This window comes from Streptomyces sp. HUAS CB01 (assembly GCF_030406905.1).
Lineage (GTDB): Bacteria > Actinomycetota > Actinomycetes > Streptomycetales > Streptomycetaceae > Streptomyces > Streptomyces chengbuensis.
In genome coordinates, this window is record NZ_CP129137.1 from 6,119,870 (window position 1) to 6,142,771 (window position 22,902).

Consider the following 22,902-nt stretch of genomic DNA (forward strand, 5'->3'; position numbering starts at 1 on the left):
CACCACCGCCGGGAACTAGCCGCCGAGGCTGCCCATCGCGCGCCCGATGAGCGCGTCGTACGCCCGGTCGGGCAGCACGCGGCGGGTAAGGATCAGCGGCTTGGCGCCCATGCCCACCGCGTAACGGGTCCTGGGGCGGCGGCTGGTGGCGGCCCGGCCGATGGCGCGGGCGACGACCGAAGGGGACGAGGACCGGCGCGCGTTGCTCTCCGACTCCAGGGCCCCGGCCATCGACGCGATCTGCGCGGCGTACGCGCTGCCGCCGCTCACCTTGCGGAGCCTGTCGGCCGCGATCCCGCTCCATTCGGTGCGGATGGCGCCCGGCTCCACGATGACCACGTCGATGCCGAAGGGCCTGACCTCCATGCGGAGGGAGTCGCTGAAGCCTTCGAGCGCGAACTTCGTGCCGTGGTACCAGGCGCCCAGCGGCGTGTGGATCCTGCCGCCCATCGAGGTGATGTTGATGATGCGGCCGCTGCGGTGGGAGCGCATGTGCGGCAGGACGAGCTGGGTCAGCCGGGCGGCGCCGAAGACGTTGACCTCGAACTGGTACCGGGCCTCGTCCAGGGCGACGTCCTCGACCGGGCCGTACGAGCCGTATCCGGCGTTGTTGACGAGGACGTCGATGCGGCCGGTCTCGGCGACGATCCGGTCCACGCCGGCGCGCAGTGAGTCCTCGTCGGTGACGTCCATGGCGATCGTGCGGATCCCTCGCTCGGCCAGTTCGGACATCCGCTCGACGCGGCGGGCGGCGCCGTAGACGGTGAATCCGCGCGCGTGCAGTTCCAGGGCGGCGGCTTCGCCGATCCCGGACGAGGCTCCGGTGACGAGGGCGACCTTGTTGGACATGAGGGGGTCCTTCGTGATGAGGGGCGGCAATAAAGTGAACCAAGGCTCACAATCATCATGAGTGCTGGTTCATGTTTGTGCAAGCGGAGTGTCCGTGATCCTGAACTAGAATTCATGTTCTTGCCGCGGGCCCGGTGCCGAGCTCCGGCACGACAGCACGACAGACCGTCCCCTGGCGGAGTTGGAGGACCCGATGGCCGCTTCCCGGCCGCTGCGCGCGGACGCCGTCCGCAACCGGACGAAGATCCTGGCCGCCGCGCGCGAGCAGATCACCCTCCACGGGCCAGACGTCCCGATGGACGCCATCGCCGAGGCGGCGGGAGTGGCCGTGGGCACGCTCTACCGCCACTTCCCGACCAAGACGGACCTCGTCGGGGCCGTCATCGCCGAGCACAGCGAGGTCATCACTGGGGAGATCGAGGCCGCTGCCGAACGGGTCGGGGAGGGCTCGCGGGCGATGGCGGAGATCACCCGCCTGGCCGAGCGCACGGTCGAGGCCGCGGCCCGGGACCGCAGCGTGAAGGCGGCGGCGCAGACCCTGGGCGCCGCGCACTGGACCGAGCAGCAGGAGGAGCGGTTCAGGGGCGCGATGAAGCGGATCGTCGCCGCCGCCGTGGCCGACGGGGACCTCCACCCCGACGTCACCGTCGACGACTTCCTGATGCTCATCGCCACCGCCCCCACCGACCAGGGGCCCGCCGTACGGTCACGCTGGCTCACCCTCTTCCTGGCCGGTTTCACGGTCCGTGCCCGCGAGGGGACCGGCGGGGCCTGACGGCGCACCGGCCCGGACCCCGGCCCGGACCCGCCGGCGCCCGGCGCCGGCCTGGCCTGGCAAGCGGGGCGCGTGGTGCGGTCGGTACGCTCGAAACCTGAGCACACCCGTGAGCACACCAGAGGAAGACCGAACAGACGCAGCACCTGAGCAATCAGGATCCGATCCGACACAGGACGAGCGGGGGCCGACGTGAGGCTGTTCCGGCGAGGGCCGAAGCGGGACGGGGACGACGCGCCCCGGGACGCGGAGTTCGCCTTCTTCTCGGTGGCGGAGGGCTCGCACTTCCGCGGCCAGGTCCGGGAGGCGTTCGCCGAACGGGGCCTGGAGGTCACCGTCTACTCCGACGTCGTCACCGACAGCGCAGGACGGCAGTTCGGGCTCGGCAACCTGGCCGCGGTCTGCCACAACGACGAGCGCGGCCCCCGCGTCTGGCCCAAGGTCATCCGCGGCCACGTCGGCATGGTGCTGCGCACCATGGACGCACCCTCCGCGCTGGACACCCTGCCGCCCGACCAGATCCGGTCCCAGCTGTACCCGCGGGTGATCGGCTCCGAGGGCCTGGACAGGGAAACGTTCCGCTACGCCCGGGCGCTCGCGCCGGGACTGAGCGAGGTGCTCGCGCTCGACCTGCCCGAGAGCGTGATGATCCTGACCGACGACGCCCTCGAGCCGCTCGGGGACGTACCGGTGCTGCGCGAGCGCGCGATGGCCAATCTGCGGGAGCTCCCCGTGGAGGGCCACGAGACCATCAAGGACGCCGGGGGCATGCACCTGGAGGTGGTGGTCGGCGACTCCTTCTACACGGCCAGCCGCGTCCTCGTCCTGGACGCGCTCGTCCGCCGGGTCACCGGGCAGCAGATCACGGAGGACGGCGCGCTGGTCGCGCTGCCGTTCCGGCACCAGATCGCCTTCCACGTCATCCGCGACGCCGGGGTCATCCCGTCCCTGAACGCGCTGGCAGCCTTCGCCGCGTCCGGGTACGCCGACACACCGGGTGCGATCACCCCGTACGTCTACTGGTGGCGGGCGGGGACGCTGACCCAGCTCAGCGACCGAGACGAGGACGGGGAGGGGCTGCGGATCGTGGTCGGCGCGGACTTCCAGGACATGCTGGAACGGCTCGTGGCCCGGCATCCCGGCGACGACTGACCCCGGTCCGGCCGGCGCGGGGACCCGCGCGGGGGACCCGCGTGGGGACCGCTCCAGCCGGGAGTGGACGCCCCACCCGCCGGGCCGGGAGCCCGGTCCGGCGGACCACCGAGGACCTCCGTCCGGCGAAGAGCGCCGACAGCGCCGGACGGCGGATCGCGAGCCCGCCGGTCCGAGGACCGCCACTCCGGCCGGGGACCCCGACCCGGCCGGCCCAGGACGAGCACCGACCGCAGGAGGAGCCCATGTCCAGCACCGCCGAGTCCGCGCAGCCGGCGCCGTTCACCGCCGACGACCACCGGGCGCGGATGGCCCGGGCCGCCCGGTCCGCCGCCGAGGCCGGGCTGTCCGGTCTGCTGGTGGCTCCCGGCCCGGACCTGGTCCACCTCACCGGCTACCAGCCCGTGCCGACCGAACGGCTGACGTTCCTGGTCCTGGTCGAGGGACAGGACCCGGTGCTGGTCGTCCCGACCCTGGAGGCCCCCGACGCGCGGCAGGCCGCCGGAGGGCCCGCGCTCACACTGCGCGACTGGACCGACGGAAAGGACCCGTACGCCGTCACCGCCGCACTGCTCGAAGGACGCGGCCGCTACGGGATCAGCGACAACGCCTGGGCCATGCACCTGCTCGGCATGCAGCGCGAACTGCCCGGCACGACGTACACCGCGCTGACCCAGGCCCTGCCCATGCTGCGCGCGGTCAAGGACGAGCGGGAACTGACCAGGCTGGAGGCGGCGGGAGCCGCCGCGGACGCGACGTACCGCGAGATCCTGAAGGTCCGCTTCTCCGGCCGCAAGGAGACCGACGTGGCCGTGGACCTCGCCGCCCTGCTGTTGGACTTCGGCCACTCGCAGGTGGACTTCACCGTCGTCGGCTCCGGCCCGAACGGGGCGAACCCGCACCACGAGGCCGGTGAACGCACGATCGAGGAAGGCGACATGGTCGTCCTGGACTTCGGCGGGCTCAAGCACGGCTACGGCTCCGACACCAGCCGGACCGTCCACGTCGGCCGGCCGACCGACGAGGAGCAGCGGGTCCACGACATCGTGCGCGAGGCGCAGCAGGCCGGGTACGAGGCGGTCCGGCCGGGTGCCACCTGCCAGGACGTCGACCGGGCGGCGCGCGCGGTGATCGACGACGCCGGCTACGGGGCGTACTTCATCCACCGCACCGGCCACGGGATCGGCGTCACCACGCACGAGCCGCCGTACATGATCGAGGGGGAGGAGCAGCCGCTGGTCCCCGGAATGTGCTTCTCCGTGGAGCCCGGCATCTACCTCCCCGGCCGCTTCGGAGTGCGGATCGAGGACATCGTGACGGTCACGGGGACGGGCGGCAGGCGGCTGAACAACACGCCGCGCGAGCTGGCGATCGTGGAGTAGCGGGCGCCGGGGTGGTTCCACGGCTTCGTCGAGGTGATCGGCACCGTCAGGGGTCTGTGGCTGCAGGCCGGCTTTGGCGCAGCTGGCCGTGAGCCTTTTCCCAACCTCGCTTTGAGCTGGTCAGATGAAGGGTGAGGACGGCCTGGACGAGGCTGGTGATCCGGGTGGTCGAGCACCGTAGTCTGCGGAGGCTCGCCGGGATTTACGGGCGACGGCCTTCTCGACGAGGGCTCGGAAGTTCGCGTGGGACCGGTTCACCGCCTGCTGGCCTGCGGAGAGGGCCTCCCATCGTCCCCACCACGGAATGGGGACCGTGCCGCCGGCACCTCGGCATCCCTTTTCGGCCCAGCACTGGATGCCGGATTCGGTGAGGGCGCCGACGATGCCTTTGCTTGTTTGTCGCTGCCGCGTTTTCTGACTGCGGGTAGTCCCGGGTACGAAGAAGCGGCTCGCCAAGAAAGACCTTGGCGAGCCGCTTCGGCCGCACGCGATGTCACTCGGCGCCTGTAGTGGCCGACTGCAACACCGTGCAGTCCGAATTCCACGACGGCAGCTCGTGCCGGACTTGATCGAGATTGCGCCCCGGGTATCCCGGTGGCCCTTCAGGGATCCCGTGGGCTTCCAGAAGGTAGAAGTCCGCACGGTCCCCACTGACGGAAACCTTGCCGTCTGGGAAGAACTCCAACTCCAGTCGCAGACCGCCGTCGGTGATCCGCGAAGGGCGGCTGGACACCACTGAGAATGCCATCAGCTTCTGCTGCTGTGGCACCCCGTCCCACTGGAACGATCGCAGCCCGCGGACCACGAGGAGAGCGGAGTTTCCCATCGGATAGAACAACGCACTGCGCATCTCGAACAGCAGTGCCGCGCGATTTGCGGTCGGACACACCCTGCAGTCCAGGAGTTGGGCGTCGTCCAGGGCGTCTTGTTCCTTTAGCGGGTCCCAGTTGATGGGCTCCGCAGCCCGCCGGTAATCCTGAGACGTGAAGAGGTCTTCTACAAGGGTCATGGGATCGGAATGTGCCAGTAAGGGTCGGACTTGGCCATGTTTGCTGCCCCGGTTATCGGATGAATGATCTGACCTGCTTCGTTGAGGTAGCTGATGTAGCCCTTGGGATACGGATGTGGCCCGGTGGTGCCCGGATCCATGACGCGCACGTACCTGACGGTCTTGTGGAATCCGTTGGCCGAGGCTTCGGATGCCTTGATGCAGTAGAACCACCCCTTCAGGTTGTGGCCGTCGCAACGGCCTTGCGCCCCTTGGGCAGCCACAGCTTTTCTCCCTGAGGTCCGACGATGTCGCCGACCAGACAACGGCTGTTGTGGACCAGCACGGGGGTGTTGCCCGCCAGCATGGTACGTGTGGAGATCGTTGACGGTGAGGTTGTAGGCAGACGCGAGGCCGGTCCAGTGCCGGACGGCGTTGATCCGCGCCGTGCCGCCGTCGGGGGTGCGGAGGCTGTCTTCAGGGGTGAGGTCAGCGGCGTTTTTCCACTTCCCGTCACTCCCCGCCCAGAAAGGGTGGTGACCTGTCGCCGTGAGGGAACCGTCGCCGTCGGCCTCGTCGACGGTGATGCTGGTGAAATCGCGGTCGTCCGGAGTGTGGATGGTCGCGTCGACGCGGCGCGGGCCGGATTCTCCTGTTTCCGGATCGGCTGCCAGGACCTGATCGCCGATCTTGATCTGCTCGATCGGACGGGTGGTGCGGTCGCCCATGAGGACGCGAGTGCCCGCCGGGAAGCTGTGCTTCTCTTCGGCAAGGCACTCGGTGACCTGACTTACTTCCTTCGATTCCTTGCGCAGGCGGTTGCCCTTGACGGCGTCCTCGACGGCGTCTGCGCCCTTCTTGATTATTTTGAGTTTGCCGGCGGGGGTGATGGTGACGACTGCCATGGCGCAGTCGCCCCAGGAGGGGTTCTTGACGCATTTCTCGATGTCAGCGCCGCCCACGAGCTCCCATGCGAGGTCGTCGAGGCCGAAGGCGTCGCTTTCCTCGCAAGGGTTGGGGTGGGCGTAACCCGCCACCATGGTGTAGCCGCAGGCACCCGGTTCTTTGCGGGCTTCTTCGGCCTTCCGGACTTCTTCGGCCCGGCGCCCGGCTTCGGCGAATTCCGCTTCACGCTTGCGCTACCGGCATGCGCCTCCTGGCGGCCACCGACTTCACCGGCGACGGCAGGGCCGACATCCTCGCCGCGAACACCAACGGCAACCTCTACCTCTACCCGGGCAACGGCAAGAACGGCATCACCGGCTCCTCCGTCGTCGGGAGCGGCTGGGGCGGCATCCGCCTCATCGCCGCCGCCGACTTCAACGGCGACAAGAAGGGCGACCTGGTCGCCGCCCACACCAACGGCAACCTCTTCTTCTACCCCGGCAACGGCAAGAACTTCGCCTCGGGTTCTGTGTCCAGCACCGGCTGGACCAACATGCGCATGCTCTCCGCCGGAGACTTCACCGGAGACGGCAAGGCCGACATCTACGCCGTCCACAACAGCGGAGACCTGTACCTGTACTCCGGCAAAGGCAACGGCACCTTCCACACGGCCAAGAAAACCGGCAGTGGCTGGCAGAACATGCGACTGCTCTCCGAAGCCGACTTCAACGGCGACCAGAAGAGCGACCTGATCGCCATCCACACCAACGGCAACATCCACGCCTACTCCGGCAACGACAACGGCGGCTTCGGTACCCCGATCGCCACCCCCGCCCCAGTCATCCAATAGACAAATGAGCGGCTGCGGGTGGGTCCTGCGCTACGACTTCGGTGCGTTCCATCTGAACAGGTGCAACGCACCGAAGTCGTATGTGAGTTGCGATGCGTGCAGCCCGCATTTCTACCGTCGATCCCAGCAGTTGGTCGGCGATGGCGAAATGACCCGCACCTGAAGGCGCCGCACGACACGTGCCACGTCACGCGTCGTGCAGCACCACGCACGACTCGCCCGGCAGTTCCAGCACGCCCTCGGGGCCCGGGGGGCCGGTCTCTTCCCAGGCGGCCAGGACCCTCCCGCCCCCGGCGCCCAGGGGGATGGTGACCGGTTCCTCGCCGAAGTTGGCCGCGACGCGTACGTCGCCCCGGCGGAAGACGAACCAGCGCGCCTCCTCGTCGTAGGCGACCCGCACGGCCGCGAGGTCCGGGTCGGACAGGTCGGGCTCGGCGCGGCGCAGGGCGATCAGCTCGCGGTACCAGGCCAGGAGCCGGGCGTGGGGTTCACGGTCCCGTTCGGACCGGTCCAGGCAGGAGCGCTCCCGGGTGGCGGGGTCCTGCGGGTCGGGGATCTCCCGCGCCGCCCAGCCGGTCCCGGCGAACTCCCGCCGCCTGCCCTGGCGTACCGCCTCCGCGAGTTCCGGGTCCGTGTGGTCGGTGAAGAACTGCCACGGCGTACGGGCGCCCCACTCCTCGCCCATGAACAGCATCGGGACGAACGGTCCCGTCAGCACCAGCGCCGCCGCGCAGGCGAGCAGCCCGGGGGAGAGGGTCGCTGAGAGCCTGTCGCCGGTCGCGCGGTTGCCGATCTGGTCGTGGGTCTGGGCGTAGCCGACGAACCGGTGCGCGGGGGTGCGGACCAGGTCGACGGGCCGCCCGTGCGTCCGGCCGCGGAACGACGAGTACGTGCCGTCGTGGAAGAAGACATGGCCGAGGGTCTTGGCGAGCGCGCCGAGCGGCGCGTGCGCGAAGTCGGCGTAGTAGCCCTGCGATTCACCGGTCAGGGCGGTGTGCAGGGCATGGTGGAAGTCGTCGTTCCACTGGGTGTGGATCCCGAGCCCGCCCTCCTCGCGCGGGACGGTGGTCCTCGGGTCGCAACGGTCGGACTCGGCGATCAGGAACACCGGCCGACGGACGTCCGTCCCGAACCGGTCGACCGCCGCCGACAGTTCCTCCAGGAACGTCAGCGCCCGGGTGTCGACGAGGGCGTGGACGGCGTCGAGCCGCAGTCCGTCGACGCGGTAGTCCCGCAGCCACGCCAGCGCGCTGCCGATCAGGTAGGCGCGCACCTCGTCGGAGCCGGGCGCGTCGAGGTTGATCGCCGAACCCCACGGGGTGTGGTGAATGTCCGTCAGATAGGGGCCGAACGCGGTCAGATGGTTGCCGGACGGCCCCAGATGGTTGTGGACGACGTCCAGGACCACGCCGAGGCCGAGACCGTGGGCCGTGTCGACGAAGTGCTTCAGCGCCTCCGGGCCGCCGTACGGCTCGTGCACGGCCCAGGGCGCGACACCGTCGTAGCCCCAGCCGTGCCTGCCCGGGAAGGGGCACAGCGGCATCAGCTCCACATGGCTGACGCCGAGTTCCGCCAGCTCGCCCAGCCGGGCGGCAGCGGCGTCGAGGGTGCCCTCGGGGGTGTAGGTGCCGATGTGCAGCTCGTACAGGACCGCGCCCGTGAGGTCCCGGCCGCGCCAGTCGTCGCTGTGCCACACGTACGCGTCGGGGGCGACCACCGCGCTCGGCCCGTCCGGGCCGTCGGGCTGGCGGCGGGAGCGCGGATCGGGGAGGACGGGGCCGCCGTCGAGCCGGAAGCCGTAGCGGTCGCCGTCACCGGCCTCCGCCTCGGCCGTCCACCAGTCCTCCCGCGACGGATCGCGCTCCATCCCCTGTTCGGTGTCCTCCAGCCACAAGTCGACCCGGTCCTGCGCCTGCGGTGCCCATACCTCGAACAGCACTGGTGATCGATCCCCTGTCATCTCGGCGTCGGTGGTGCCGGTGTCCGTCGTGCGGCGTGTCGGCGTCCGTCACTCCGGTGTCGGCTGAGTCGTGTCGTCGGCGGCAGTTGTCCCCATCCTGGCAACATCGCCCTCTGGAGGCGCCGTACTCGCCGGTACTAGGGTCCGCGCCATGACAACGCCCTCCACGAGACCTCCCTCCGCGACACCGCTGCCCGCTTTCCCGCCCGGATTCCTGTGGGGTGCCTCGGCGTCCGCGTTCCAGACGGAGGGCGCCGCCGACACCGACGGCAAGGGCCCCTCCGGCTGGGACGTCTTCGCCGCGGAACCGGGGCGGATCAAGGACGGCGCCGACGCCTCCCGCGGAACCGGCTTCCACGACCGCTACCGCGAGGACGTGGCCCTGCTCGCCGGAATGGGCGCCGGCGCCTTCCGCTTCTCCGTCAGCTGGCCCCGGGTGGTCCCCGGCGGCAGCGGTCCGGTGAACCCCGCCGGGCTCGGCTTCTACGACCGGCTGGTCGACGAACTGTGCGAGCACGGCATCACCCCTGCCCCGACCCTCTACCACTGGGACACCCCCCTGCCCCTGGAGGAGGCCGGCGGCTGGCTGAACCGCGACACCGCGGCCCGGTTCGCCGACTACGCGGCCGTCGTCGCCGAGCGCCTCGCCGACCGCGTCCCCATGTGGATCACGGTCAACGAGCCCGCCGAGGTCACCATGCTCGGCTATGCGCTCGGCGAGCACGCCCCCGGCAAGCAGCTCCTCTTCGACGCCCTGCCCGCCGCCCACCACCAGCTCCTCGCCCACGGCCTCGCCGTCCGGGCCCTGCGCGCCGCGGGCGCCGGCAACATCGGCCTGGCGGTGTCGCACTCACCCGTGCACCCGTCGAGCGAGAGCGACGAGGACCGTGCGGCCGCCGAGCTCTACGACACGCTCACCAACCGGCTGTTCTCCGACCCGCTGCTGACGGGCCGCTACCCGGACGGCTTCGACGGGCTGATGCCGGGCCCCGTCGCCGACGACCTCGCGGTCATCTCCGAGCGCCTGGACTGGTACGGGGTGAACTACTACAGCCCCATGCTGGTCGGCGCCCCCGCGGCCGACGCGCTCGCGTCCTACGCGGGACTGGGCATGCCCGCGGAACTCCCCTTCGGGCTGCGGGAGATCGAGGGCACGGAGCGGACCCGCTTCGGCTGGCCCGTCGTCCCGGACGGCCTGCGGGAACTGCTCGTCGGTCTCAAGGCGCGCTACGGCGACCGCCTCCCGCCCGTCCACATCACGGAGAACGGCTGCTCCTACGACGGCGTCGACGACCACTCCCGGATCGCGTTCCTCGACGGCCATCTGCGCGCCCTGCACCGCGCGGTCGAGGAGGGCGTCGACGTCCGCGGGTACTTCGTCTGGTCCCTCACGGACAACATCGAGTGGGCGGAGGGCGCCTCGCAGCGCTTCGGCCTGGTACACGTCGACTACGACACGCTGGAGCGCACCCCGAAGGCCTCGTACGGGTGGTACCGGGACGTCATCCGCGCCCAGCGCGCCGCGCGGCCGGCGGACTGACCGGTTTCGGGGCCGGATCGGGACCGCGGAGCGGAGCGGTCGCCGGCCGGGGGACCCGCCGGGGACGTAGTGGGCGCGGACGCAGGTGGGCGCGGACGTACCGGGGTCGGGGAACGCGCCCGGGTCGGGGAACGCCCGGATCGGGGAACGCGCCGGGCTCGCCGGCCACGGCGCGTCCGCCCTCCGCCGGGGGTGCCCCGAGACCGCGGACACCCCCGGCCGGATCACTGAACCGGGTCAGAAATCGAGATGGACGCGCTCCTGCACCACCGGGTGCCCGGCCTTGGCGAAGTTGGCCGCCATCGGCGCGTTGCCCTGGTCGGTGGCGCCGGCGATGAACTCCGCGCCCCGCTCCGCCAGGAAGTGCGTGCACTCGGCGAGCAGGTCGTACGCGTAGCCGTTGCCGCGGTGCTCCGGAACGACGCCGATGAAGCCGATGCACGGGCCCGACGGGTTGTGCGCCGGGATGTGCAGACCGACGAGGTCGCCGTCCCGGGTGCGGGCCAGCTGCCACCACTCGCGCGGCGACGGGCACCAGTGGATGAAGTCCAGCTCCTCCCGGGCGGCCTGGTCCAGGCCGCCCTCGGCGATGGCGCGCAGCGCATGGGCGTCGAGGGTGCCCGTGTGGACGCGGCGCAGCACGTCGAGGAACACGGCGTCGTCGGGCTCGGGCCGGAACTCCAGCCGTCCGGGCCGCTCGGGGAGGCCGCAGTCGGGCGTCCACCGGTACTGGAAGCGTTCCACGAGGACGCTCATACCGGCGGCCTTCGCGGTGCGCAGCCTTGTCCCGGCGGCGGCCCGGGACACGGGGTCCTCGCGCCAGGTGGCGGGCAGGATCAGTTCGTACTCGACCCGGAACGGGGAGGTGCGCAGCAGTTCGGCGCCCGCCTCCTCCTCGCCGTCGGCGACGTCGAACCAGTTGAGATTGACGGGGGCCGTGTCGTCGGGGCCGCCCCACCAGGCGGCACGTGCGACGACCTTCCCGTCGCGCAGGGCGACCCGCTTCCACTCCGGGCGGTGGGTGGTGCGGGCCAGGGCCCGGCCCACGCCGAGCGGATCGGGCAGGGTGTCGAAGAGATGCGCGTCGCTCTCGGAGAGCGCGCGGAAGATCGGACCGGTCGAAGCGGTCATGAGGATGTCCTCCGGGACTGCGGAACGGGTGCTGCGCTCCCGGTCAGACGACGGACGCCGGGCGGTCGGGGCGGGAGCGCGGGAACGGTGTGGTCTGCACTGCACTCGCCTCCTTCCAGCGGCCGTGGGCGTCGCGAGCATGCTAGACGCCCCGGGCGGGAGACCTTCAGCCCTTATTCCGTACGCCGGCTGCGGGGCACGGAGCACGGCACCTCAGGAGGTCCGGGAACGCGGGAAGGTGACGGGGCACGGGGCGCCCGGAGGGGTCTCGGGTCCGGCGAACCGTTCCCGCGCACCCGTCCCGGGCCGTGCACGCAACCGGCCGACGCGAGGAAGCGGGAAGGGGGCGCGACACAGGCCGAGTCCCCCCGCGGCCCGTGTCCCTCGCCCCCTTCCCCCTGCGTCACTCCCGCGTCAGGCCGTACCCGTGCTCAGGCCTCGGATGCCCGCGCCAACTGCTCGCGTACGTACTCGGCATGGCGCAGCAGCCCGTCCGCCGCCTCACTCCCCAGCTCCTTCAGCTCGCCGACGAGGGCGTCCATCCGCCAGGCGCCGTCCCCGGCGCGGCCGAGGGCCCGCTCCGTCCAGGCGGCACGGACCAGGCACTGGACACGGTCGCGCAGCGCGGCCTCGTCGAACTCCGCGAAGGCCCCAGCCGCCCGGTCGAGCAGCCGGACCATCTCCTCGCGGGTGGCGGCGTCGGCGGCGGGGTCGCGCTCGCTCCCCGCTCCGTCGCCGTCCCCCTCCTCGTCGAGGTCGTCGTCCTCGTCGTCCTCGTCGTCGTGCCCGAGGCCGTCGTCCAGCAACTGGGCCAGCTGCAGCCAGGTCTGGGCACGCTCGTAGCGCAGCTGCGGTTCGTCGGAGCCGTCGAGCACGTCCAGTGCCCGCTCCATCAGGGCCCGGGCCCGCCGCCGGTCCGTGCCGTCCGCCGCACCCTCCTGGTCGTGCGCGTGGTGATCCTCGCCGGCGTCGTGCTCGTCGTACGCGTCGGTGTCGTCGTCCACGGACATCCAGGCCAGCGAGCGCAGCGCCCGCACCTCGCCCACGGGGTTGTCGCCCGCGAGCCGGTAGAGCTCCAGGGCCCGGGCGTACGCGGCCCCGGACTCCCTCCTGAGCCCGGCCTGGGCGAGGGCCTCGGCGGCCGAGTGCGCGAGACCGGCCTCGGGGCCCGGCTCTCCCCAGCCCTTGACCGTCTCGGCGGCCTGGAGGAACTGCTCGGCGGCGGCGCGCGGATCGCGCAGGTCCTGCAGCAGCCGGCCCAGCGTCTCCCGGGCCTGAACGCCCTCCTCCTCGCCGTGCTCCAGCAGATCGGGCAGCGCGGACTGGAGCACCTCGGCCGCCTCGGCGGTGCGGTCGGTGACCGCGTACGCCCGGGCCAGCAGCAGCCGTGCCCTCGCTCCGCCGCCCGCGGCCAGCCCCTCCTGGTCGAACCAGTGCGCGGCGTCCAGCGCGTGCGTCGCGGCCTCCTCGGCACCTTCGCCGCCCCGGCGCAGCAGCACCTCCGCCAGGCTCATCCGCACGGCGGCCTGCTCGCCGCCGTCGGTCACCTCACCGGCGTGGCCGAGTGCGGCACGCGCCACCGTCTCGGCCTCGTCGAGGGCTCCCCGCGCCGCCAGCACCTGCGCCCGCACCGCGAGCGGCTCCACGGCCTCCCACGGGCGTTCCGCGGCGAGACAGTACCGGGCCGCCGAGTCGAGCAGCGGCTCCGCCCGCCCGAGGTCTCCCACCGTCAGGGCCACCTTCGCCAGCAGCAGCTCCGCCGCGCCGACGACATCGGCCACGTCGGCCGCCACGGCCGCTTCCCCGGAGCCGGACGCACCCGAGCCCGCGACGAACGCCTCCAGCTCGGCCACCATCAGGGCGTCCACCCCGTGACCGGGTGCGTCGGGCCCGGCGCCCTCGCCGTGCGCGGCTGCCTGCTCGGCGCCCTCCGGGCCCTCGCCGGTGCCGTCGTCCTCCGCGTCGTCCTCCCCGCCGGAGTGCTCCTCGTGGCCGCGCAGGAAGGCCTCGACACGGATCCTGGTCAGTTCGGCGGAGGCGTGGCGCCGGGGCCGGGACGGATCGGACGCGTCCAGTGCCTGGGCGGCCGCCAGCGCCGTGCCCAGCAGCCGGCGGATCTCCTGCGGCCCGGACCCGGACTGGACCGCCGTCCCGGCCGCCGCCAGGTCGGCGTAGGCCGCCCGGCCGTGCTCCCCTGCCTCCCGGTGCGCCCCGGCGGCCTCGGTGAACAGCGCCACCGCCTCCGCCTCGCCGGCGATCGCGGCCGTGTGCGCCCGGTGTTCCAGCAGGTCTCCCGCGAGCCCCGCGTCCGCGACGACCTCGTGCGCGCCGGCGAGCCGTGCGACGGCCGTCCACAGGCCGTCGGCGGACGGGTGCCCGCGGCGGCGGGCCGCACGGGCACGCTCGACCAGTGCGGGGAAGTCCACGTCGGCCGATCCCGGACCGGTCCCCCCGGCAGATGCCCCTCCCGCACCGACCGGACCCTCGGCGGCAGTCGTGCCGCTTGCCGCGAGGCCGACCGCACGCGCACCGGACTCCGGGACCGTGCGCGCCGTGCGCGCCGGGGCCGCGCCGGCGGGCAGCACCTGGCTGCGCACGCCGAGCGGAAGCGCGTCGAGCAGCGGCTGCCGCGCGATGCGCTCGGACAACCGCGCCGAGACGTGCGCCGAACCGTTGCGCGCGTCGAACCGGGCGGCGATCCCGAACGCCTCCGTGTGCAGCAGGCCGTGCAGTTCGCCGACGGTGCGGGGCGTGCCCTGGTAGGGGGCCGCGGGCAGGTCGCCGTGCCCGAGGTCCACGAGCCGGCGCAGCAGTACGAGGATGCCGCCGGTGAACTCCATCTGCGACTCGACGTCAGCGAGCGGGCCGAGGTGGTCGGCGTGCTCGGCGAGGATCTCCAGGCCGCGCGACTCGTTGCCGGTCAGGGCGCAGAACTCGATGTGCTCGCCGACCGAGCGCAGCAGGCTGTCCTTGCCGCGGGTCATCCGGTAGCCGCGCAGATGGTGGGAGCGTGCCTCGGCGGCGCGGCCGAGCCGGACCAGCGGCAGCAGGGAGTGGGCGAGCACCCGGTGCGGCTCCTCCATGCAGGACTTGCCGCCGGACAGCACCGGCTCCCAGATCTCGACCGCCCTGGCGTCGTCGCCCTTGCGCGCCCGGTACCAGCCCTGGGTGTTGATCTCGCAGGCGTGGCAGTCGCTCATGCCGTCGCGTTCGGCGGCGGCCCAGCCCGCCATGGCCCGGTCCATCCGGTCCTCGTCGCCGATCGCGTCCGCGAGGTGGAACTCGGCCTGGCGGACGGCCCGTTCGCTGTACCCGGCGAGCCGGTAGCGGCGCTCCATGTCCGTCAGCCAGCGGTCCACCGTCGCGAGGGGGATCTCGGGTGACTCGACGATCCGTCCCGCGGCCCACTTGAAGCGCCAGTACAGGTTGTGCACCTCGTAGGACCCGAAGGACGACGGGTCCCGGTCGTACTCCTGGAGGAGCCGGGCGAAGGGGACCATCATCTTGGTGCGCTCCGAGCTGTACTCGTACGCGTCGATGAGGCCCTGGAGCGACCTGCGGAACAGTTCGCGGTCACCGGTGGCCTCCGCGGCGGCGTTCAGCGACTCCGCGCGGGCGTTGCGGGCGGCGCCGTAGGGGGCGCAGGAGTTCTCGCCGAGTGCCTGGCGGATCTCGTCGGGGGTCATCGAGGTCACTGCTGGTCCTCCCGGGGGTTCGCGCTCTGCGCCGCGGAGTGGGTCGCCCATTCCAGGAGCCCGAGGAAGGCCCGGTTGAGCAGGGTGGAGTCGGCCGGGCGCAGCGGTCGCTGCGACATCAGCAGGGCCTGGCCGTACAGCGACTCGACGGCGGTGCCGGTGAGCTCGGCGTCCGGCAGGGCGGCGATCCTGCGGATCAGCGGGTTGTTGTGGTTGAGCACCAGCCGGGCGCGCGGGGCCGAACCGCGCAGCGAGCCGAGGATGTCGCTCCACAGCGAGTCGGCGCTCTCCTGCGCGCTCGCCCGGTCGCGCTCGTGCCTGGCCTGCCGGTCGTCGAGGAACAGCGCGGGCACGGTCACCGGCTGGAAGGCGCGCAGCGACACGTCGCAGCCGTGCGGGTCCAGCCGGCCGCGGGCCGTCCCGAGGAAGGCGGCGAGCGCCAGCTCCTCGGTGGTGGAGACCGGGTCGAGCCGGTCGGTGACCGCTCCGGCGTCGAGCTCAATGACCTTCGCCGACGGCCGGATGCCGGGGAGCAGGGCGAGGAGTTCGGCGTCGTACGTGTATCCCGCGTTGACCACGCCCAGGCCGTGCGCCGCGGCGATCGGGGCGATCTGCCGGAACTCCTCGACGGTGCGGGTGAAATGGATCTCGGAGTGCGCGGTGGCGAACTCCTCCAGGTTCTGCTGTCCCTCGCTGGTCTCGAACGGCAGCCACGGCAGCATCAGCTCGAACAGCTCGGAGTCGTGCCGGGCCAGGGACTTGACGCCGAGGTGGTGGACGGACAGGAAGGCGGCGAGCCGGTCGGGCGACCCGGCGGCGAGCTCCGCCAGCCACTGCCGGATCCGGGAGCCGAGGGCGTCGCGGACCGCGGCCAGCGTCTCGTCGTCGTACAGGTGCTCGCGCGAGGCGGTGGGACGCAGGGAGTCGGCATCCACCACGGCGCGGACGAAGAAGGCCCACTCCGGGAGGAGTTTGTCCTCGTGGTCGGTGAGGAGCATGCCCTTCAGATAGGCACGGTGACCGGCCCGGTGCGCGGGGCTCGTCGGCTCCGGGAGGACGTAGGCCACGCCGCGGACGCCGGCGACCGGCAGGTCCAGGTCGATGACGTCGAGCGGGGTGAACCCGAACAGACGTGCGCAGTGCCCCGACAGTGCCACCCGGCGGGCGGCGGGCGTGGGGTAGTCGCGCTCCCAGACGGCCGGACGGTCGGTGACGGGACGCTCGGCGCCGTCGTCGCCGCGGAAGGTCATGTCGTACGGGAGCAGCGACCCGAAGTCCCGCGCCAGTTCCTCGACGCGCGCCGCCGCCGTCCACTCCTCCGCGCCCGGGCGCGGCTCGAGGTACACGGTCGTGCCGGCCTCGGGACGTGCCTCGTCGGGCAGGACACGGACGGTGTACGAGCCGTCGTCGGAGGCGAGCCACTCGACGGGGGCCGCGTCGGGCGTCCTGGCCGAGCGGGTGACCACCCGGATCTCGCGGGCGACGACGAAGCAGGCGAGCAGGCCGATGCCGAACTGGCCCAGGAACTCCCGGCGCGCGGACTCCAGGCCGTACTCGCCGCCGCGCTTGGAGCTCCGGCCGATCGTGGCGAGGAGCGTGCGGACCTCGTCGGCGGTCAGGCCGATCCCGCTGTCCTCGATGGAGACCCGGCCGCCCTCGGAGGACAGCCGGATGCGGATCGGCGCGGCGGGGTCGACGGCGTGGCGAGCGGTGACCGCGTCCACGGCGTTCTGCAGCAACTCGCGGACGTACACCCGCGGGCTGGAGTAGAGATGGTGGGACAGCAGATCGACCAGCCCGCGCAGATCGACCTGGAAGCTGCTGACGTCCGGCGGGGTCTCCCCGGCCCGTGCGTCGGAAGTCATGGCGCATCACCTCGCGTTGAGAACTCGTGGAAAACGGTGATCGCGAGGTCCCCCCCTCACAGATCACGAAGCGAGAGACAGAGTACGGGCGGCCACCGACAACCTCCTCCGGATTTGCCCCGGCCGCCTCCCGCCGCCCGCGGGCGGGCCGGACGGGGGCGTTCACGGCACGGCGGGCGCGCGGTACCGCCCTGCCCGCCGGGGCGGTACCGTACCGCGACGAAAGTGGTCTTCACCTGATTCCTCCCGGGATGCCCGGTTCTTCGGGGCGGTTGGGTACGGGTCCCTGGCTGGGAGTCGCGAAGTGGCGGGGTTCTCTGCGCTTCTGTTCCGACTGGTTCCCGGGTCATGACGACGGCAGCAGGGATGGCCGGCGGGGTGGCCTACCGCTGGGAGGTACCCCCGCGTCCGGCTGGTCCCAACCCGGCTGGTGCTGCATCTGCAGGCCCCGCCCGTCGCTGACGGTCAGGCGAAGTGAGCCGGGAATCCCCTCTCTTCAGGGAGGGGAGGAGTCGACGTTCCTTCTGGACACCCGGGGCGCCCGCCCGGACAATCACGACTGTGACGTCCTCCTTCGAGTTCCAGACGTGTCCCGCGCGGCCCTCCGACGCCGAGCGGGAGCGCGTACTCGGAGTGCTCCGGGAGGGCGCCGTCCAGGGCAGGTTGTCCCACGACACCTTCGTGCGGCGCATGGAGCTCGCCCTGGCCGCCCGCGGCCCCGACGAACTCCGCGCGCTCACCGCGGACCTGCGGCCCGACGGCGGGCGGCTGGCCGAGAGGCTGTACGGCGCGGTGGGCAGGATCTCGGCGTTCTCGGTGCGGCTCGGCCGCGCCTGGCGGGCGGAGCGGCTGCCTCCGCTGCTGCTGCCGGAGCCGGGACCGTATCCGCTGCGCATCGGCCGCGACCCGTCGAACGGACTTCGGCTCAGCCACGAGACGGTGTCGCGGCTGCACGCCGAACTGTCGCTGCGCGGCGGGCTGTGGGTGCTCCGAGACCTCGGTTCGACCAACGGCACGACCGTCAACGGCCGTCGTGTGACGGGGTCCGTGGTGGTCCGGGCCGGCGACATGGTCGGCTTCGGCCACATGAGCTTCCGCCTCGACGCCCGCTGAGACGGAGGGCGTCGCGGGGACGCCTCGCGGGGGCCCTCTCGCCCCCGGCCCGTCCGCCGCGTGCCGGACGGGCTCCGCGCGCGGAACCGGCGCGCGTGGGGTACGGGCCGGCCTCGCGCCCGGTGCCCCGCGTACAGGACCGGCGGCCCCGCACACCCAGCCGCGTCCGGCTGGTCCCACGCGCGGCGACCGCGCAGTCACCGTCCGTCATGCCCTGAATCGCGCTGTTCCTCCCGAGTCGGTACTTTCTTGATCAGGTGTCCTCTCGCGTCGACGGCCGCGCCCACCGCGCCGGCCCTTCGCCAGAGCCCGAGGCAAGGAGGGCAGCATGTCCCGAGCCATCGCCGTGGGAGTGGACGGCTCCGACGGAAGTCTCGCGGCCGTGGACTGGGCCGCCGACGAGGCCGCGCTGCGCGGCGCCGCACTGCGGCTGGTGAACGCCACCCGGTGGGCCGAGCACCAGTTGCAGGCCGTGCGGGTGTCCCACGAGGACCGGGCCGGCCAGGCCGACGGCGTCCTCGGCGCGATGGAGGAGCGCGTCCGGTCCCGCAGGCCTGAGCTCGCCATGACCGCCGAGGAGATCGAGGACTCGCCCGCGAGCGTCCTGCTGGAGGCGGCGTCCCGGGCCGACGCGCTGGTCGTCGGATCGCACGGACTCGGCAGCGTGGGCGGCTTCATCATCGGCTCCGTTGGCCAGGAGGTCGTCGCGGACGCGAAGGAGCCGGTGGTGCTGGTGCGGCCGGACTACCGCGACGACGCGCACGGTACGCACGGTGGGGGTCAGCGCAAGGTGGTCCTCGGCCTCGACGTGACCGACGCCAGGGACGAACTCCTGGAGTTCGCGTTCGACCACGCCGCCCGGCGCGACGTCCCGCTCCACATCGTCCACAGCTGGCACGCCCCGTTCTTCCACCGGCCGGGCGGGAAAGCGGAGACGGGCACACAGGCCGCGACGGCAGCCGCACTCGCCCGGGCCGTACGCCCGTACCGCGACAAGTTCCCCGCGGTGAAGGTGACGGAGGAATCGGCTCCGGGACGGCCCGCCGGCCGGCTCGTGGAGGCCGCCGCGGACGCCCGCCTGGTGGTCGTGGGGCGGCGCCGGGCGGCCTCCGGTTCGCACATCGGCTCGATCACCCACGCCGTCATCCACCACGCCGCCTGCCCGGTGGCCGTGGTTCCGCACGGCTGACGTGCCGACGGGCCCCGTGCCCGGAACGGGCCGTCCGCTCCGGGCGCCTCACCCGCTCCGCGTTTCACCCGGCCCGGGTGAGGTCCACCCGTGGTCGTCACGGACACGATGCGAACAGGAGCCCGACGCCGCCGGGCCCGCGGGCGCGCCCGCGGCACACCGCGCGAGACTCCCGGCCCCGGCCGTGCGCCGGGGCCGCCCCGACCCCCCACCGCCCGCCGACCCCACCGCACCGCCCGACCGGACCCGACCGCCCGCCCCTCCACCCGACCGGCCGCCATCGCCGCCATCGCCGCCAACGCCGAGCACGCCGAGCACGCCGAGCACGCCGAGCACGCCGAGCACGCCGAGAACGGGGAACGCTCATGACCGACGACCTGGACACCCTGTCGGTGAACACCATCCGCGGCCTGTGCATGGACGCCGTCCAGCGCGCCGAGTCCGGGCACCCGGGCACACCGATGGGCATGGCCCCCGTCGCCTACACGCTCTGGCAGCGGTTCCTGCGGTACGACCCACGGGACCCGATCTGGCCCAACCGAGACCGCTTCGTGCTCTCCGAGGGCCACGCCTCCACCCTGCTGTGGTCCCTGCTGTACCTGGCCGGCGTCCATGCCGTCGACCCGGACTACGAGGTGCTCGGCCGGCCGGCGGTCACGATGGAGGACCTCGAGTCCTTCCGCCAACTGGACTCCCGCTGCCCCGGTCACCCCGAGTACCGCTGGACGAGCGGCGTGGAGACCACGACCGGCCCGCTCGGCCAGGGCGTCGCCACCTCCGTCGGCATGGCCCTCGCCGGCCGTTGGCTCGGTGCCGCGTACAACCGCGAGGACTTCACGCTCTTCGACTTCGACGTGTACGCCCTCGCCGGTGACGGCTGCATGATGGAGGGCATCTCCTCCGAGGCCGCCTCGTTCGCCGGCCACCAGCGGCTGTCCAATCTGTGCTGGATCTACGACTCGAACCGGGTCACCATCGAGGGCCACACCGACATCACCTTCACCGAGGACGTCGCGGCCCGGTTCCTCGCGTACGGCTGGAACGTGACCACCGTCGCCGACGCGAACGACCTCGACGCCGTCACCCGGGCCTTCCACGACTTCCGGGCCGAGACCGAACGCCCCACCCTGGTGCTGGTGCACAGCCACATCGGCTACGGCTCGCCCGTCGAGGACTCCCCGAAGGCGCACGGCTCACCGCTCGGCCCCGACGGCGTCCGCGCGGCCAAACGCTTCCTCGGCCTGCCCGAGGACGAGGAGTTCCGGGTGCCCGACGCCGTACGGGAACGGTTCGCCCAGGGCATCGGCACCCGCGGCGCCGAACTGCGCGCCGCGTGGGAGAAGCGGTTCGAGGACTACCGCGCCGCATGGCCCGCCGAGGCCGACGAACTGGAGCGCATACAGCGCCGCGAACTCCCCGACGGCTGGGACCGGGCGCTCCCCGAGTTCCCCCCGGACCCGAAGGGCCTCGCCACCCGGGACTCCTCGGGCCGGGTGCTGAACGCCCTGGCGCGGAACGTCCCCTGGCTCCTCGGCGGCTCCGCCGACCTGGCCCCGTCCACGAAGACCAGGCTCACGTTCGACGGCGCGGGGGACCAGGAGCCGGACGAGCCGGGCGGACGCAATCTGCACTTCGGCGTCCGCGAGCACGCGGCCGCCGCCATCTCGAACGGGATGGCGCTGACGAAACTGCGCCCCTACTGGTCCGGCTTCCTCATCTTCTCCGACTACGCCAAGGGCGCCATCCGGCTGTCGGCGCTGATGGAACTGCCGGTGGTGCACATCTTCACCCACGACTCCATCGGCGTCGGTGAGGACGGACCCACCCACCAGCCGGTCGAACAGCTCGCGGGGCTGCGGGCGATGCCGGGTCTGCTGGTGTTCCGCCCCGCGGACGCCGGCGAGGTCACCGAGACCTGGCGCTACGTCGCCGCGCTGCGCCACGAACCGGCGGCGCTGGTGCTCTCCCGGCAGGCGCTCCCCACGCTCGACCGCACCCGGCTCGGGGCCGCGTCGGGCGTCGCGCGCGGCGCGTACGTCCTGGCCGACGCGCCGTCCGGCGAGCCGCAGGTGATCCTGCTCGCCACCGGGTCCGAGGTGTCCCTGGCGCTGGCGGCGCGGGAGGAGCTCGCGGGCGAGGGCATCGGCGCCCGGGTGGTGAGCATGCCGTGCTGGGAGCTGTTCGACCGTCAGCCCCAGGCGTACCGGGACGAGGTGCTGCCGCCGTCCGTGACCGCCCGGGTGGGCGTCGAGCAGGCGTCCACGTTCGGCTGGGACCGGTACGTCGGCGACCGGGGCGCCCTCGTCGGCATGCACACGTTCGGCGCCTCGGCGCCCCTGAAGCAGCTGCTCGGAAAGTTCGGGTTCACCGCCCAGCGGGTGGCCGAGACCGCCCGCGGGCTGCTGGCGGCCGGCCGGGAGACGGCGCCGTGACGGGCCGCCGCCGAGCAGCCCCGCAGACCGTCCGCACCCACCGAGAACGGGGAGAGCGACCATGACCACGGACACACCCATGCAGCTCGGCATGGTCGGACTCGGCCGGATGGGCGCCAACCTCGTGCGCCGGCTGATGCGCGACGGCCACCGCTGCGTCGTCTACGACCTGGACACCGACGCCGTCAAGGAGATGGAGAAGGAAGGGGCGACCGCCGCCTCCTCGCTCCACGACCTCGTCGACAGGCTCGAACAGCCCCGCAACGTCTGGCTGATGCTGCCCGCCGGTGTCGTGCAGCCGACCCTGGACCAGCTGGAGGCCCTGCTGACGGCCGACGACACCGTCGTCGACGGCGGGAACTCCTACTACCGCGACGACATCACCCGCGCCGCGCAGCTCGCCCCCAGCGGGATCCACTACGTGGACTGCGGCACCTCCGGAGGGGTGTGGGGCCTCGAACGCGGCTACTGCCTGATGATCGGCGGCGAGGACGAGCCGGTGACACGGCTCGGCCCGGTCTTCCGCACCATCGCCCCGGGCATCGGCGACGCGGCCCCCACCCCCGGCCGGACCCGCACCGACGGGACCGCCCCGGAGGGCTATCTGCACTGCGGGCCCAGTGGGGCCGGCCACTTCGTGAAGATGGTCCACAACGGGGTCGAGTACGGGATGATGGCGGCCATCGGCGAAGGGCTCAGCATCATCAAGCACGCCGACGCCGGCCTGCGTTCGCGCACGGTCGACGCCGAGACCGCCCCGCTGCGCGAGCCGGAGGCGTACCGGTACGAGATCGACGTGGCCGAGGTCGCCGAGGTGTGGCGGCGCGGCTCGGTCGTCGGGTCCTGGCTGGTCGACCTCGTCGCCGACGCGCTCGCCCGCTCGCCCGGGCTCGACGCGTACACCGGCCGGGTCTCCGACTCCGGTGAGGGCCGCTGGACGGTCCTGGCGGCGGTCGACGAGAGCGTGCCGGCGCCCGTCATCACCAGCGCGCTGATGCAGCGCTACGAATCGCGCGGACTGGGGCAGTTCACCGACAAGGTGCTGTCCGCGATGCGCGGCGAGTTCGGCGGTCACGCCGAGAAGGCGGGGTGACCC

Annotated in this window: 16 protein-coding genes and 1 pseudogene; 9 read left to right on the forward strand and 8 right to left on the reverse strand. The window is 72.6% G+C overall.

Features of this window, described 5'->3' with window-relative positions; all coding sequences use genetic code 11:
- Nucleotides 1-15: 15 nt before the first annotated feature.
- On the reverse strand, nt 16-849 hold the full coding sequence (locus QRN89_RS26965) for an oxidoreductase (RefSeq protein ID WP_290351969.1): 834 nt from the start codon (nt 847-849) through the stop codon (nt 16-18).
- Nucleotides 850-1,042: 193 nt separating this feature from the next.
- Here QRN89_RS26965 and QRN89_RS26970 point away from each other — a divergent pair, with 193 nt between their 5' ends.
- From QRN89_RS26970 to QRN89_RS26980, 3 genes are all read left to right on the forward strand, one after another.
- Entirely contained in the window at nt 1,043-1,624 is a 582-nt protein-coding gene (locus tag QRN89_RS26970; RefSeq protein WP_290351970.1) for a TetR/AcrR family transcriptional regulator, read from the forward strand.
- A gap of 192 nt (nt 1,625-1,816) precedes the next feature.
- Entirely contained in the window at nt 1,817-2,776 is a 960-nt protein-coding gene (locus QRN89_RS26975; RefSeq protein ID WP_290351971.1) for a DUF1444 domain-containing protein, read from the forward strand.
- Between the two features lie 245 nt (nt 2,777-3,021).
- A complete protein-coding gene (locus QRN89_RS26980) occupies nt 3,022-4,158 on the forward strand; it encodes an aminopeptidase P family protein (protein WP_290351972.1) in 1,137 nt (378 codons plus the stop codon).
- A 106-nt stretch (nt 4,159-4,264) separates the two neighbouring features.
- On the opposite strand, the pseudogene QRN89_RS26985 reads toward QRN89_RS26980, so the two are convergent.
- From QRN89_RS26985 to QRN89_RS26995, 3 genes and pseudogenes are all read right to left on the reverse strand, one after another.
- A pseudogene (locus tag QRN89_RS26985) lies at nt 4,265-4,545 on the reverse strand (IS5/IS1182 family transposase); the annotation flags it as partial.
- Between the two features lie 106 nt (nt 4,546-4,651).
- The gene (locus tag QRN89_RS26990; protein ID WP_290351973.1) at nt 4,652-5,167 is read right to left on the reverse strand and encodes a hypothetical protein; all 516 of its coding nucleotides are present in this window, start codon (nt 5,165-5,167) and stop codon (nt 4,652-4,654) included.
- Complete coding sequence (locus tag QRN89_RS26995; protein WP_290351974.1) at nt 5,164-6,186, reverse strand: Hint domain-containing protein; 1,023 nt, start codon at nt 6,184-6,186, stop codon at nt 5,164-5,166. Before QRN89_RS26995 ends, QRN89_RS26990 begins: the two co-directional genes overlap by 4 nt.
- A gap of 107 nt (nt 6,187-6,293) precedes the next feature.
- On the opposite strand from QRN89_RS26995, the gene QRN89_RS27000 reads away from it, so the two are divergent.
- Nucleotides 6,294-6,881, forward strand: coding sequence for an FG-GAP repeat domain-containing protein (locus QRN89_RS27000; RefSeq protein WP_290351975.1), 588 nt, complete (start codon nt 6,294-6,296; stop codon nt 6,879-6,881).
- Between the two features lie 187 nt (nt 6,882-7,068).
- Here the strand turns inward: QRN89_RS27000 and treZ are convergent, their stop codons facing one another.
- Nucleotides 7,069-8,820 (reverse strand): malto-oligosyltrehalose trehalohydrolase, encoded by a 1,752-nt coding sequence (gene treZ / locus QRN89_RS27005; protein ID WP_290351976.1) that lies wholly within the window; start codon nt 8,818-8,820, stop codon nt 7,069-7,071.
- A 172-nt stretch (nt 8,821-8,992) separates the two neighbouring features.
- On the opposite strand from treZ, the gene QRN89_RS27010 reads away from it, so the two are divergent.
- Nucleotides 8,993-10,381 (forward strand): GH1 family beta-glucosidase, encoded by a 1,389-nt coding sequence (locus QRN89_RS27010; RefSeq protein WP_290351978.1) that lies wholly within the window; start codon nt 8,993-8,995, stop codon nt 10,379-10,381.
- A gap of 237 nt (nt 10,382-10,618) precedes the next feature.
- Here the strand turns inward: QRN89_RS27010 and QRN89_RS27015 are convergent, their stop codons facing one another.
- The 3 genes from QRN89_RS27015 to QRN89_RS27025 form a co-directional block, all read right to left on the reverse strand.
- Nucleotides 10,619-11,512: a GNAT family N-acetyltransferase gene (locus tag QRN89_RS27015; protein ID WP_290351980.1), complete on the reverse strand. Its 894-nt coding sequence runs from the start codon at nt 11,510-11,512 to the stop codon at nt 10,619-10,621.
- A 431-nt stretch (nt 11,513-11,943) separates the two neighbouring features.
- A complete protein-coding gene (locus QRN89_RS27020; RefSeq protein ID WP_290351982.1) occupies nt 11,944-15,207 on the reverse strand; it encodes a tetratricopeptide repeat protein in 3,264 nt (1,087 codons plus the stop codon).
- Nucleotides 15,204-17,072 carry an HSP90 family protein gene (locus QRN89_RS27025; protein WP_290351983.1) on the reverse strand — a complete coding sequence of 623 codons (1,869 nt, stop codon included), beginning with the start codon at nt 17,070-17,072 and terminating at the stop codon, nt 15,204-15,206. Before QRN89_RS27025 ends, QRN89_RS27020 begins: the two co-directional genes overlap by 4 nt.
- A 561-nt stretch (nt 17,073-17,633) precedes the next feature.
- On the opposite strand from QRN89_RS27025, the gene QRN89_RS27030 reads away from it, so the two are divergent.
- The 4 genes from QRN89_RS27030 to gnd all read left to right on the forward strand — a co-directional run bounded on the left by QRN89_RS27030 (nt 17,634) and on the right by gnd (nt 22,899).
- Nucleotides 17,634-18,185 carry a DUF1707 and FHA domain-containing protein gene (locus tag QRN89_RS27030; protein WP_290351984.1) on the forward strand — a complete coding sequence of 184 codons (552 nt, stop codon included), beginning with the start codon at nt 17,634-17,636 and terminating at the stop codon, nt 18,183-18,185.
- A 328-nt stretch (nt 18,186-18,513) separates the two neighbouring features.
- The gene (locus tag QRN89_RS27035; RefSeq protein WP_290351985.1) at nt 18,514-19,374 is read left to right on the forward strand and encodes a universal stress protein; all 861 of its coding nucleotides are present in this window, start codon (nt 18,514-18,516) and stop codon (nt 19,372-19,374) included.
- Nucleotides 19,375-19,739: 365 nt separating this feature from the next.
- On the forward strand, nt 19,740-21,806 hold the full coding sequence (gene tkt, locus QRN89_RS27040; protein WP_290351986.1) for a transketolase: 2,067 nt from the start codon (nt 19,740-19,742) through the stop codon (nt 21,804-21,806).
- A 61-nt stretch (nt 21,807-21,867) separates the two neighbouring features.
- Nucleotides 21,868-22,899, forward strand: coding sequence for a phosphogluconate dehydrogenase (NAD(+)-dependent, decarboxylating) (gene gnd / locus QRN89_RS27045; protein WP_390701132.1), 1,032 nt, complete (start codon nt 21,868-21,870; stop codon nt 22,897-22,899).
- Nucleotides 22,900-22,902 lie beyond the last annotated feature (3 nt).